The 12991-nt window shown below is 57.4% G+C and carries 13 protein-coding genes and 2 rRNA genes; 10 read left to right on the top strand and 5 right to left on the bottom strand.

Going from position 1 to position 12991, the window contains the following annotated elements; genetic code table 11:
• Positions 1-49 precede the first annotated feature (49 nt).
• On the bottom strand, positions 50-1270 hold the full coding sequence (metK, locus tag NH344_RS15560; protein ID WP_044630435.1) for a methionine adenosyltransferase: 1221 nt from the start codon (positions 1268-1270) through the stop codon (positions 50-52).
• 246 nt (positions 1271-1516) lie between these two features.
• Between metK and tkt the strand changes: the two genes are divergently transcribed.
• The 7 genes from tkt to NH344_RS15525 all read left to right on the top strand — a co-directional run bounded on the left by tkt (position 1517) and on the right by NH344_RS15525 (position 8340).
• Positions 1517-3508, top strand: coding sequence for a transketolase (gene tkt, locus NH344_RS15555; protein WP_253028102.1), 1992 nt, complete (start codon positions 1517-1519; stop codon positions 3506-3508).
• Positions 3509-3544: 36 nt separating this feature from the next.
• Positions 3545-3898 carry a CidA/LrgA family protein gene (locus tag NH344_RS15550; RefSeq protein ID WP_058576732.1) on the top strand — a complete coding sequence of 118 codons (354 nt, stop codon included), beginning with the start codon at positions 3545-3547 and terminating at the stop codon, positions 3896-3898.
• A complete protein-coding gene (locus NH344_RS15545) occupies positions 3888-4610 on the top strand; it encodes an LrgB family protein (RefSeq protein WP_058576733.1) in 723 nt (240 codons plus the stop codon). The genes NH344_RS15550 and NH344_RS15545 overlap by 11 nt, the downstream gene beginning before the upstream one ends.
• Before the next feature lie 59 nt (positions 4611-4669).
• Positions 4670-5698 carry a glyceraldehyde 3-phosphate dehydrogenase NAD-binding domain-containing protein gene (locus NH344_RS15540; protein WP_253028101.1) on the top strand — a complete coding sequence of 343 codons (1029 nt, stop codon included), beginning with the start codon at positions 4670-4672 and terminating at the stop codon, positions 5696-5698.
• A gap of 59 nt (positions 5699-5757) precedes the next feature.
• Positions 5758-6927 (top strand): phosphoglycerate kinase, encoded by a 1170-nt coding sequence (locus tag NH344_RS15535; RefSeq protein ID WP_253028100.1) that lies wholly within the window; start codon positions 5758-5760, stop codon positions 6925-6927.
• A gap of 65 nt (positions 6928-6992) precedes the next feature.
• Positions 6993-8057, top strand: a complete 1065-nt coding sequence (gene fba / locus NH344_RS15530) for a class II fructose-bisphosphate aldolase (protein ID WP_062363362.1) — start codon at positions 6993-6995, stop codon at positions 8055-8057.
• Positions 8058-8178: 121 nt separating this feature from the next.
• Entirely contained in the window at positions 8179-8340 is a 162-nt protein-coding gene (locus NH344_RS15525; RefSeq protein WP_253028099.1) for a hypothetical protein, read from the top strand.
• Positions 8341-8378: 38 nt separating this feature from the next.
• Here NH344_RS15525 and NH344_RS15520 read toward each other — a convergent pair whose 3' ends face one another.
• Positions 8379-8804 carry a hypothetical protein gene (locus tag NH344_RS15520; protein ID WP_089676107.1) on the bottom strand — a complete coding sequence of 142 codons (426 nt, stop codon included), beginning with the start codon at positions 8802-8804 and terminating at the stop codon, positions 8379-8381.
• 248 nt (positions 8805-9052) lie between these two features.
• Between NH344_RS15520 and NH344_RS15515 the strand changes: the two genes are divergently transcribed.
• The 3 genes from NH344_RS15515 (at position 9053) to NH344_RS15505 (ending at position 11097) form a co-directional block, all read left to right on the top strand.
• Positions 9053-9751, top strand: coding sequence for an HAD-IA family hydrolase (locus NH344_RS15515; RefSeq protein ID WP_253028098.1), 699 nt, complete (start codon positions 9053-9055; stop codon positions 9749-9751).
• A gap of 1 nt (position 9752) precedes the next feature.
• A complete protein-coding gene (locus NH344_RS15510; RefSeq protein ID WP_054641448.1) occupies positions 9753-10127 on the top strand; it encodes a translation initiation factor Sui1 in 375 nt (124 codons plus the stop codon).
• Between the two features lie 61 nt (positions 10128-10188).
• Positions 10189-11097, top strand: a complete 909-nt coding sequence (locus tag NH344_RS15505) for a nuclease-related domain-containing protein (protein ID WP_253028097.1) — start codon at positions 10189-10191, stop codon at positions 11095-11097.
• 8 nt (positions 11098-11105) lie between these two features.
• On the opposite strand, the gene NH344_RS15500 is transcribed toward NH344_RS15505, so the two are convergent.
• From NH344_RS15500 to NH344_RS15490, 3 genes are all read right to left on the bottom strand, one after another.
• The gene (locus NH344_RS15500) at positions 11106-12437 is read right to left on the bottom strand and encodes a deoxyguanosinetriphosphate triphosphohydrolase (protein ID WP_058576739.1); all 1332 of its coding nucleotides are present in this window, start codon (positions 12435-12437) and stop codon (positions 11106-11108) included.
• A 107-nt stretch (positions 12438-12544) separates the two neighbouring features.
• Positions 12545-12660 (bottom strand): 5S ribosomal RNA (rrf, locus tag NH344_RS15495).
• 132 nt (positions 12661-12792) lie between these two features.
• Positions 12793-12991 (bottom strand): 23S ribosomal RNA (locus tag NH344_RS15490); the annotation flags it as partial.

The following is a 12991-nucleotide window of genomic DNA, read 5'->3' as shown; positions in this document are numbered from 1 at the left end:
AAGGGGCGCTTTTCGCTAACCCATGACGCTCATTGCGCTTACGGGAAGCTTATAGGCCAGCGGCCTGACGCAGCGCGTCTGCTTTGTCAGTTTTTTCCCACGGGAAGGCTGTAAACGTCTCGGTGTGCGTTTCGCCTTTGTCGTCTACCCAGCTGTAGCTGTGCTCGAACGGCTCGCGGCCAAAGTGGCCGTAAGCCGCTGTCAGGCGGTACATCGGGTGCAGCAGATCCAGCATCTTGGTGATCGCGTAGGGGCGCAGATCGAAGTGCTCCCGCACCAGATCAACGATTTTAGCGTCGTCGATTTTGCCGGTACCGAAGGTGTCGATGGACACCGAGGTCGGCTCGGCCACGCCAATGGCGTAGGAGACCTGAATCTCGCACTTGTCCGCCAAGCCCGCTGCTACGACGTTTTTCGCCACATAGCGGCCAGCGTACGCGGCGCTGCGGTCTACTTTCGACGGATCTTTGCCCGAGAACGCGCCGCCACCGTGGCGCGCCATGCCGCCGTAGGTATCGACGATGATCTTACGACCGGTCAGGCCACAGTCGCCCACCGGGCCGCCAATCACGAACTTGCCGGTCGGGTTGATGTGGTATTGGGTGTTGGCATCCAACCACTCAGCGGGAATCACCTGCTCAATGACTTCACGCTTAATCATTTTGCGCAGGTCTTCTTGATCGATTTCCGGATCGTGCTGAGTCGACAGAACAATCGCATCGACGCCACACGGTTGGCCTTCAGCGTTATAGCGGAAAGTCACCTGACTTTTGGCATCCGGACGCAGCCACGGCAACAGGCCGTTTTTACGCAGCTCCGCCTGACGCTCGACCAAACGGTGCGAGTAGTGGATCGGCGCAGGCATGAACGAATCGGTTTCGTTCGTGGCATAGCCAAACATCAGGCCCTGGTCGCCCGCGCCCTGATCTTCCGGCTTGGTACGATCAACGCCCTGAGCAATATCGACACTCTGCTTGCCAATCAGGTTGATGACGCCGCACGTGGCACCGTCGAAGCCCACCTGAGAAGAGGTGTAGCCGATATCGGTAATCACATCACGCACCAGCGTCTCTAGATCCACCCACGCGGAGGTGGTGATCTCACCGGCAATAATGGCAACGCCCGTCTTCACCATCGTTTCACAGGCAACGCGGGCCTGTTTATCCCGGGCGATAATGGCATCTAACACCGCGTCTGAAATCTGGTCGGCAATCTTATCGGGATGGCCTTCGGAAACGGACTCGGAGGTAAACAGGGAATATTCGCTCATCGCGCACTCGACCCTCTGTATGACGGCTGCTTCGTTATGACCGCAGCATCAGCAGGAAATCATGGCAGGAGGTTCCCTGCCCGTATAAAGAAGCGGCACCGTGACGTTCACCACCACTTCGGGAGGCAGAGTCTACACGCTGTTGGGGGTTCTTCCCACAACGTACCCCTGAGAATTTGCCGCCGCCGGGGAAGTCAGCGACAATAGCGCCTTTATTCTTTCCGTTTTCAGGCGAGGAGCACCCCCATGCCGTCCCGTTTTGAGCTGGCCAATGCCATTCGCGCCCTTTCCATGGATGCCGTTCAGAAGGCCAAATCCGGCCACCCTGGCGCCCCCATGGGTATGGCTGATATTGCCGAGGTGCTGTGGAATGACTACCTCAAGCACAACCCCGAAGACCCCAAGTGGGCCGATCGCGACCGGTTCGTGCTGTCGAATGGCCACGGCTCCATGCTGCTCTACTCGCTGCTGCACTTGAGCGGCTACGAACTCAGCCTGGAACAGCTGCAAAACTTCCGCCAGCTGCACTCGCCCACCGCTGGCCACCCGGAGTTCGGCTACGCTCCTGGCATCGAAACCACCACTGGCCCGCTGGGCCAAGGCTTTGCCAACGCGGTCGGTTTCGCCATTGCCGAGAAAACGCTGGCCGCGCAGTTCAATCGCCCCGGCCACACCATCGTCGACCACCACACCTGGTGTTTCCTGGGTGATGGCTGCTTGATGGAGGGTATCTCCCACGAAGCGGCGTCTCTTGCGGGCACTCAGCAGCTAGGCAAGCTCATTGCGCTATACGACGACAACGGCATCTCCATCGATGGCGAAGTCGACGGCTGGTTCACCGACGATACTGCCAAGCGCTTCGAGTCCTATGGCTGGCACGTGGTGCCCAACGTCGATGGCCACAAGCCTGACGAGATCAAAGCAGCCATCGAACTGGCGAAGAGCCACGACGACAAGCCGACTCTGATCATCTGTAAAACCATCATTGGTTTTGGGGCGCCCAACAAGCAAGGCAAAGAAGAAGCCCACGGCGCACCGCTGGGTGATGACGAAGTAGCCCTGGCGCGCCAACAGCTGGGCTGGGAGCACGCGCCGTTCCATATCCCCGAGCCGATCTACTCTGCCTGGGATGCTCGCGACGCTGGCAAACAGCGTCAGCAAGAGTGGGACGCCCGCTTTGCTCGCTATGCGGAAGCCTTCCCGACCGAGGCGCGAGAGTTCGAGCGCCGCATGAAGGCACAGCTGCCCGCCGAGCTCTCCTCGACGGCATTGATCGAGCAGGCGCAAGAAAAAGGGGACAGCATTGCCTCGCGTAAAGCATCGTTCGAAGCACTGAACGTGATTGGCCCGCAAATGCCGGAACTGCTCGGTGGCAGCGCTGACTTGGCGCCTTCCAACCTGACGTTCTGGAAGGGCGCCAAGGCGATCACTCCAGACGATGCCAGCGGCAACTATCTCCACTACGGCGTGCGTGAATTCGGCATGGGCGCAGTGATGAACGGTATCGCTCTACACGGCGGTTTCGTGCCTTATGGCGCAACCTTCTTGATTTTCATGGAGTACATGCGCAATGCCGTGCGCATGGCGGCATTGATGGGCCAGCAGGCTATCTACGTATTTACCCACGACTCCATCGGCCTGGGTGAAGATGGCCCGACCCACCAACCGATCGAGCAGCTCACCAGCCTGCGTACTACGCCGAATTTGAATACCTGGCGCCCCTGTGACGCAGTGGAAACCGCTGCCGCCTGGGATGCCGCAATCAAGCGCCACTCCGGCCCGACGGCGCTGGTGCTCTCACGTCAGAACCTACCGCATCAGGCGCGCACCAAGGCGCAGTTGGCGTCCATTCAGCGCGGCGCTTACGTACTCAAAGAGTGCAACGGCACGCCGGACCTCATCCTGATCGCGACCGGCTCCGAAGTCGCCTTGGCGATGGATGCCGCGGCCGAGCTGGAGCAGCAAGGTAAAGCCGTGCGCGTGGTCTCCATGCCGTCCGCTTACCGCTTCAACGGCCAAGATGCCGACTACCGTGAAAGCGTGTTGCCCAAAGCCGTGACCAAGCGTATCGCCATCGAAGCGGGCCACGCCGACTACTGGTACAAGTACGTGGGCCTCGACGGCCGCGTGATTGGCATGACCACCTACGGTGAGTCGGCACCCGCGGGCGAGCTGTTCAAGCACTTCGGCTTTACCGTCGAGAACATCGTCAAACAAGCCAATGAGCTGCTGGGTTAACCCCTCGCTCAAACGGCGCCTGGTGCGGGCATTACGATGCCCGCGCTAAACGGCCTTTTATGGCTAATTAGCTACTGGATAATCGGAGAAGTCGTGATCCACTTCTCCGGTTTACCTATTTCTTCTGGAGTGGTGGGCATGCTACTGCTGTGCATCACTCTTGCCGTTATCGGTAGAGTACCTGCTAGCCTTGCCGCCGCCGCCCAACCGCTGATCGCACTTTTGGCCATGCTGATCATGCCAGGCGTGGTAGGCGTGTTCTTCATTCTCGATGAACTGGCAAGCCAGTGGCTGGCCATCGTGGCGGCTCTGCTGCTGGGGACGCTACTGAGTGTGTTCACGACACTGTGGCTGCTCAAGCGATTGATGGGGCACCGCCATGCCGACTAGCTTGCTGCCTACCTTGACCGCCACGCCGTTATTGGCCGTTGGGCTTACCTTGGCCGCATACCTTGTGGGCAGCGCCCTTTTCACGCGCTTGGGTAAACCCTCCTGGCTCCCGGCGATTTTGATCGCTGCTCTGCTGCTGGCCGCGACGCTGGCCTTGTTGGGCTTGCCGTATGCCACCTATCAGCAAGGCGCAACCTGGCTGACGGTCCTGCTAGGTCCAGCCACCGTGGCGTTGGGCATGCCGCTTTACCAACAGCTACCGCGCATTCGTGCGCTGTGGCAGCCGTTGGCGGCTTGCCTGCCTATCGCTGCCACTCTGGCCGCTTGTTACGCTCTTGGCATTGCTTGGCTTCTCGGCGCGGGTCCGGAGATCTTGGCCTCGATCGCGGCCAAATCGGTGACGGCGCCCATCGCCATCGGCATCACGGAACAACTTGGCGGCAGCGTAGCACTCCTCATGGGCGCGCTGCTGGTGACGGGGGTGCTGACCATTCCTTTCGTGAGTCTATTGGCGAGGCTACTGCACATTCATGACGAACGTATCATCGGCTTTGCGCTGGGGCTCAATGGTCACGCCATCGGCACCGTGCGCGCGTTCGATATCAGTCCGACCGCCGGAGCGTTCGCCTCGCTCGGAATGAGCCTCACCGGGATTTTTACCGCTCTGCTGCTACCGCTTGCTTGGCAACTGGTGGGGCTAGGGGCGGGATAAGCAACCCCCGATGAAATGCGTTATCATCGGGCCACTTTGTTCAAGAGCTGCATCGCATCATGGCGAACGCTTCCGCTAAATATCGCATTGCTATCAATGGTTATGGGCGCATTGGCCAGTGCGTGCTGAGAGCACTGGTGGAACGCCAACACCCAGAACTTGAGGTGGTGGCGATTAATGAGCTTTCTGACCTCGCCACCATCACCTATCTCACCCGTTACGACACCACCCACGGGCGTTTCCCTGGTGAGGTGGACAACGATGGCAGCGCTCTGCTCGTCAACGGCCAGCGCATCCACGTGCTGTGCGAACGCGACCCGCAAGCGCTGCCCTGGGGTGAGTTGGATATCGACCTAGTGTTGGAGTGCTCGGGTAGCTTTAAGGATCGCGCCACCGCCGAGCAGCACTTAACGGCTGGGGCCAAGCGGCTGCTGTTCTCCCAGCCCGCTGAAAACGATGTGGATGCCACCATCGTGTGGGGCATCAACGAGCATGAGCTTACCCCCACCCAGCGCATTCTCTCTGCGGCGTCCTGCACCACGAACTGCTTGGTGCCGCTGCTTACCGTGCTGGATGAAGCATTGGGTCTGGAGCACGGCGTTACCACCACGATTCACTCGGCGATGAACGACCAGCCGGTGATCGATGCGTATCATCAAACCGACCTGCGCCTGACCCGCTCCGCCATGCAGTCGATCGTGCCGGTGGATACCGGCTTGGCAGTGGGTATCAGCCGCCTGATGCCGAGCCTGGCCGGGCGTTTTGAGTGCCTGCACGTGCGGGTACCCACCATTAACGTCTCGGCCATGGATGCCGCGCTGACCGTACGTCGCGATACCAGTGCCGCCCAGGTGAACGCGCTGCTACACAGCGCCAGCCAGCAGCGCTTACAAGGGGTGCTAGGCTATACCGAAGCCCCCATGGCATCGATCGATTTTAATCATGACCCCCGCTCTGGCATTCTAGACGCCACCCAAACCAGGGTGGCTGGCACACGCTTGATCAAGCTGCTGTGCTGGTTTGATAACGAGTGGGGCTTTGCCAACCGTATGCTGGATATCAGCCAGCGTTTGGCAACGTTTCGCTAATTGATGGGTAGCATCACCTAGCGCTCTTACATTCGCTTGAACACGAGGAAACCGCTCACATGAACGTGCAAAAAATGACCGATCTGCCCCTGGAAGGGCAGCGCGTGCTGATTCGTGAAGACCTGAACGTGCCGATCAAAAACGGCCGTGTTTCCAGCGATGCCCGCCTTCGCGCCGCACTGCCGACCATTCAAGCAGCGGCCAAAGCGGGTGCTAAAGTGATGCTGATGAGCCATCTGGGCCGCCCCACGGAAGGCAAGCCTGCTGAGGAGTTCTCCTTAGCTCCCGTGGCCGAACACCTTGGCGAGCTGCTGGGTAGCCCCGTCAAACTGGTCGACGACTACCTCGACACCGCGCCCACGCTCAGCAACGGCGACGTGGTGCTGCTTGAGAACGTGCGCTTCAATAACGGCGAGAAGAAAGACGACGAACAGCTGGCCAAGCAGTACGCCGCACTGTGCGATATCTTCGTGATGGATGCCTTCGGCACCGCCCACCGTGCTCAAGCTTCTACCCACGGCGTGGCCCGCTTTGCGCCCACCGCTTGTGCCGGCCCGCTGCTGGCTCAAGAGCTAGACGCACTGGAGAAAGCCTTAGCGAACCCGGCGCGCCCGATGGCGGCTATTGTAGGCGGCTCCAAGGTCTCCACGAAGCTCGACGTGCTGACCGCACTCTCTGATAAGTGCGACCAGCTTATCGTCGGCGGCGGGATCGCCAACACCTTTATCGCGGCGGCAGGCTATAATGTGGGCAAATCGCTCTACGAAGCCGACCTGATCGGTCAAGCCAAAGCGCTAATGGAGAAAGTCTCTATTCCGCTGCCCACTGACGTTGTTGTGGCAACGGAGTTCTCTGAATCCGCAGAAGCAGTGGTGAAACCGGTGGACCAGGTCGCTGATAACGAGATGATTCTGGATATCGGCCCGAACACCGCCGCCCACTTGGCCAGCCTGCTCAAAGATGCTGGCACTATTTTGTGGAACGGCCCCGTGGGCGTTTTTGAGATTGATCAGTTTGGCAAAGGCACCGAGGAGCTCTCCCATGCCATTGCTGACAGCCGCGCATTTTCCATTGCCGGTGGCGGTGACACGCTCGCTGCGATTGATAAATACGCCATTGCCGACCGTATTTCCTATATTTCCACCGGTGGCGGGGCGTTTTTAGAGTACGTTGAAGGCAAACAGCTACCGGCTGTTGCTGCACTTGAAGCTGCGGCCAAGCGCGGCTAATACGTAATAATTGAACTTGCACGCTCACTGCACCCGTTCACACTGACAACCTATAAGGTGACCCCATGGCTTTAATTAGCATGCGCCAGATGCTCGACCACGCCGCCGAATATGGCTACGGTATCCCCGCGTTCAACGTCAACAACCTTGAACAAATGCGGGCTATCATGGAAGCCGCCGATGCTACCGACTCTCCGGTGATCGTGCAGGCCTCCGCTGGCGCGCGCAAATACGCGGGTGCCCCTTTCCTGCGCCACCTGATTTTGGCAGCGGTGGAAGAGTTCCCGCATATTCCGGTAGTGATGCACCAGGATCACGGCACCAGCCCTGCGGTATGCCAGCGCTCTATCCAGCTCGGTTTCTCCTCCGTCATGATGGACGGCTCGCTGGGTGAAGATGGCAAGACGCCGATGGATTACGACTACAACGTTGACGTTACTCGTCGCGCAGTAGAAATGGCCCACGCCTGTGGCGTCTCTGTAGAAGGCGAGCTGGGCTGCCTGGGTAGCCTGGAAACCGGCATGGCTGGTGAAGAGGACGGCATTGGTGCCGAAGGCAAGCTGGATATGGAACAGCTGCTGACCGACCCCGAAGAAGCCGCTGCGTTTGTAAAGGCGACTCAGGTCGACGCGCTGGCGATTGCCATTGGCACCAGCCACGGCGCGTATAAATTCACCAAGCCGCCGACCGGCGACACGCTTTCCATTCAGCGTATCAAAGAGATCCACGCGCGCATCCCGGATACCCATCTGGTCATGCACGGCTCCTCTTCGGTGCCGCAGGAGTGGCTGGAAGTGATCAACCGTTACGGCGGTCAAATTCCGGAAACCTACGGCGTACCGGTTGAGGAAATCGTCGAAGGCATCAAGCATGGCGTGCGCAAGGTGAACATCGACACCGATCTGCGCCTAGCGTCCACCGGTGCTGTGCGCCGTTTTATGGCAGAGAATCCGTCAGAGTTTGATCCGCGCAAATTCTTAAAAGAAACGGTCACCGCTATGCGTGATCTGTGTATTGCCCGCTACGAAGCCTTTGGCACTGCTGGCAACGCGAGCAAAATCAAGCCGATTAGCCTGGAGGCGATGTTCCAGCGCTACGAGCGCGGCGAGTTGGCTCCTAAAATTAAGTAAGCAGCTAAGCAATTAGCGACGCTAAGGCGGCCTTCGGGCCGCCTTTTTTGTTGCAATGCAGCACCAATAGGCTATTACTAGAGAGCGCCACCCCACATTTCTTCACCAGGCAGCTCTCACTATGATGCGCGAAAACCAGCGCATGGTGACCGAAAAAATTGAGGCCAGCATAAAAGCTGGCCTCGTAATGCAAAAAGCGTTTTTCAGCGCGATGAGTGGTCAGTACGCCCCCTGGTGGATTACCAGCCAGAAAAGCGATGAAAGCCTGCCATCTACGCAGTAGAACCAACTCACGACGCCTCTCCCGCTAACGGCGGTAGGTTACTCGTTATCGTCGTTACTCTGCTCATCTTCACCGCTTTCAATCGCATCTTCAGCGCTACCAGTACCACCTGTGCCACCTTCGGTATTCTCACTTTCGGCATTCGTACTGATGCTCTCCGTCTCAGCGCTGCTGCCCTCGGTGTCAGAGCCAGTGTTCTTTGCCTCAGTGCTGCTATCGACTTCGGCCGTGTCAGCGTTCTCTTCAGCACTAGACGCTTCCGAAGCCGATATATCAGAGGAAGGCTGCTCATCGCGCTGAACAGAACCTGCCTTAATACCGTACTTCTCTTCTAGCGCCGCATCATCCAGCGCTTGGTGCTGCTCGCTATCGGCGTTGGCCTCAGGTTCTGCCAACACGCTAGCCGAAGAGGCCATCAGCGCGGTACCAAATACAAATGAGAGTAACCAGGGGTTGAATCGCATATACATCTCCATTTTGTAGTTATTGCGGCGTCGCCTAACCACTATAGCTCTTCTCCTAGCGATTAACATAGATTGCCTTAAAAACCGGGTAGTTAACTTAGTGATGACATGGATAAATGGCACCTAGAGGCGGGCTAACCGTAAAAAATTATAAAACAGTGTTCACAAAGTCCCAAAAATCTCGTTCAATAGCAGTCTAGTCGGCTTAATTAACGCGAGTAGCGCTTGTAACGCTGCAAGGAATTCCCATGCCGCTTCCACTTCTGCTGTTTGATTGTGATGGCACCCTCGTCGATAGCGAACCCCTGCTTGCTGAAGAGATGGCGCGCGGCCTCAATACGGTGGGCCTACCGTTTGCCTCCTCCGATTACCTAGGAGAGTTTCGTGGTGCCCGCTTCCGACGCATTGTGGCAGAACTTCAAACCCGCTACGGTGAAGTAGATGCGGACCGGTTAAACCACATGGAACAAACCATGCGGGCCAATCTGGCAGACCGGTTAGCCAATGAGTTAACCACCATTCCCGGTGCCCGGGAATCACTTGACGCCCTATCACGCTATCCAAGCGCGGTGGTATCGAACGGGCCAGAAACGAAGATTCGCACCGCACTCAATGCCACAGGGCTTAGCCATTACTTTGCTCACCGTCTATTTAGTGGCTACACCGCTAACTGTTGGAAGCCAGAGCCCTGTTTACATCTTCACGCAGCCAGTATCATGGGGTTTGCGGCAAAAGACTGCATAGCGATCGATGACGCCTTAGTTGGCGTTCAAGCAGCTCTGCAAGCGGGCATGACAGTGATTCATTTGAATCGCTTCCCCGATGCCGAAGCAACACCGGAAGGCGCTATTATGATTAGCAACATGTACCAACTGCCTGCCGTTGTTGAACAACTGACCCACGAGCGATGGCAGGCCGCAATGCTTCATCACTCAACAGAGAAATAGTATGGCTTCATTACGTGATCAGCTAGGTGGCCTTGTTTACTCCACTGAACATGGCAAAACTTGCCCCGACTGCCGAGCCCCTATTGATAATTGCTGCTGCGAAGACACCAGCGAGCAAGAGCGTCTTGCCGCATTAGATGGCATTGTGCGCATCCGCCGTGAAACCAGCGGGCGTAAAGGAAAAGGCGTGACGACTATCAGCGGTCTCCCACTGGCCCATGCAGAGCTTAAGACGCTGGCCAAAACGCTTAAACAGCGCTGTGGTACGGGTGGTGCAGTTAAAGAGGGCGTGGTTGAAATTCAAGGCGATCATCGCGAAACACTTCGCGATGCCTTAACCTCAATGGGTTATCAGGTAAAATTAGCTGGCGGTTGATGCATCGCCATATAACACGATGCACGACCTTAAGCTCATGGCTAAAGGGCAAGTTACGACAATGGTTTGGTTGGAATACCTACTACCGCTCATCTTCTTGTTCCCCATGGCAGCCATGGGCGGCATTGTATTAGCCTTGCGTAGTCTTCATGATGCCCGCGTACACTCACCCTTTGATGCACCGCTGCGCGAACCTGGTCAGGCCCTTCGTCATAGGCTCGACCAAGCCTTTTCTAGCCTGTTCCTAAATGGCACCCTGGGGCCATTAGTCACGTTAGCGCCGCTAGTATATGGCATGGGCCGTATGCTGTTTGTCGATAAACAAGACTGGGTAGAGTGGGCGCTTTACGGCTTGCTAAGTACCATTTTGGTGCTGGCGTTTTCGCTGCTGCTAATACGTGACTACCAGCGCATTCGACGCTTAAAGCTGGGGCTTGCCTGCGAGTTGGCGGTGGGGCAGGAGCTGGAGCGCCTAGTACGGCCTGAGGCACACCCTTATTACGTTTTTCATGACGTTCCTACTGATAGTTTCACCATTGACCATGTGGTCGTGACCCCCCATGGCGTTTTTGTTGTGGAAACACGGGCTAGAACGCTGGCCATCGGCACCGATGGTAAAGAGCTTAACTGCGTGGCGGTTGAACGTGAGCGTTTGCGGTTCCCCCACTGGCAGGAACGGCGGCCGCTGCATAAAACGCGGCAAGGCGTTAACTGGCTCAGCCAGTGGTTAGAGCGCCGCTGTGGTGTACCGGTGCCGGTCAAAGGGGTGTTAGTGCTTCCCGGTTGGGAAATCGACACAAGCGAAGCTGCGTCAGATATCTTGGTAGTGAGCGGCGAGCAGCTTGCCCGCCAGCTTACCGAATTAACCCCAGGACAGATGAGCGATGCCATTCACGATAAGGTCATCCACATTCTGCTGGAACGAGCACGGCTGATGGAGCTCAAGCATCTCCGCCAGCCGTCCGTTTAATGGATGGCTCAGTCGCCGCGTAAGCGGCCGCCCATCTCTTGAGCAAGATCGACTGCATAGTGGTCGGTCATCCCGCCAATGAAGTCCAGCATTCGCCGGTAACTGTCATAGAGTGTCCATGAGGGTAGCGGGGTATTCTCACCAATTAACGCCAGCACCCGCTGGTGCTTGAAAGAGCTTTGCCCGGTGTGGTGCAGCTCATGGGCCGCACCGACAAATGCTTCTAACAGGATACCCAGCGTGGTGTAAGCACCAATCTCCAGCTTCGCCTTGCGCTCATTCTGGAAAATACGCTCACGAGCCAGCTGCTTGGCGGACTGCACACCCCAACCTAAATCCGGGTGACACAGCTCTAACAAGTCTTCGCTGAGGGTACCGCTGAGTAGCGCCTGCTCATGCTGTACAAATACAGCCCCCACATCGTTTACGGCCCGCTCCATGGCAGCGCCTCTGAGTAGGGCGATACGGCGGCGTTGCGAGACATTTTTACGCTGCATCTCGGCATACTCCGGTGGGAACTCACCGGCAATTTGACGCAGAATCTCAACCACTTCCTCGTAGCGAAGAATGCCCATCTCCAGACCGTCTTCCAGGTCTAGCAAGGCGTAGCAAATATCATCTGCCGCTTCGACAAGCCAAGCCAATGGGTGGCGACACCAGCGCTGCTCCCCTTGGGGAAGTAGCCCAACCGCATCTGCTACCTCTTTTAACAGCGCCTGCTCTGACTGGTAGCAGCCAAACTTACCCGCCCGGCCGCTATAGCGTACCGTCCAGGGGTATTTCAGCAGCGTGCCGAGCGTAGCCGCCGATAAGCGCATGCCGCCGTTAAACTGGTTGTACTCAATCTGGGTAATCACGCGAAAGCCCTGAGCGTTGCCTTCATAGGTCAGCAGGTCTTCGCGCTCTGCCTCTGATAAGCCCTCCAGCAGGCCACTTCCCTGGGCACGGCGAAACCAGTCGCGTATCGCGTACTCACCGGCGTGACCAAAGGGCGGGTTACCGATGTCATGACCCAGACACGCCGTTTGCACAATAACGCCCAAATCAGCGGGGGTAATCCAGTCAGGGAGGCGGTCACGCAGCAGCTCGCCCACAATCATTCCAAGAGAGCGGCCGACACAGCCAACTTCAAGGGAGTGGGTTAAACGTGTGTGAATATGGTCGTTTTCAGTCAGAGGGTGCACTTGGGTTTTACGCCCCAAGCGTCGGAAAGAGCCGGAAAAGACAATGCGATCATGATCTTTATGAAAGGGGCTACGCCCAATTTCCCGGGTGCTATCTGTTCGTTTATCGTGAAGGCGTCGAGGGGAAAGTAACTGATCCCATTGCATTTGTGTCATAGCGCTCCTCCTTGGAGTTCACATTCTGACATAAAAACACGGACATAAAACGACACATAGAAAAACAAAAAACCCAGCCGTTTGGCTGGGTTTTTTGCGGTATAAGTGCCTGACGATGACCTACTCTCGCATGGGGAGACCCCACACTACCATCGGCGCTAAGCGGTTTCACGGCTGAGTTCGGCATGGGATCAGGTGGTTCACGCTCGCTATGGTCGTCAGGCGTAACGGGTAATGCATATCATGCTGGTGCGTCATTGACGTGTTTTGTGATCGCCTCTTGTCAGCAAGCGCCTTGGCTTGCTGCTGCGTATCCGGTTTCGTTATCACTGCGACCAGACCCCTTGGGTGTTATAGGGTCAAGCCTCACGGGCCATTAGTACACGTTAGCTCAACGCCTTGCAGCGCTTCCACACCGTGCCTATCCACCAGCTGGTCTCGCTGGGCCCTTTAGGAGACTCGAGGTCTCAGGGATGTCTCATCTTGAAGGGGGCTTCCCGCTTAGATGCTTTCAGCGGTTATCCCGTCCGACCATAGCTACCCGGCAATGCCAC

Origin of the sequence: Halomonas sp. Ps84H-12 (assembly GCF_024124725.1) — a bacterium.
In the GTDB taxonomy this organism is placed as follows: Bacteria; Pseudomonadota; Gammaproteobacteria; order Pseudomonadales; family Halomonadaceae; genus Vreelandella; species Vreelandella aquamarina.
Note: the sequence above shows the minus strand (reverse complement) of the source record. Positions and strands in the feature narration are given on the sequence as shown.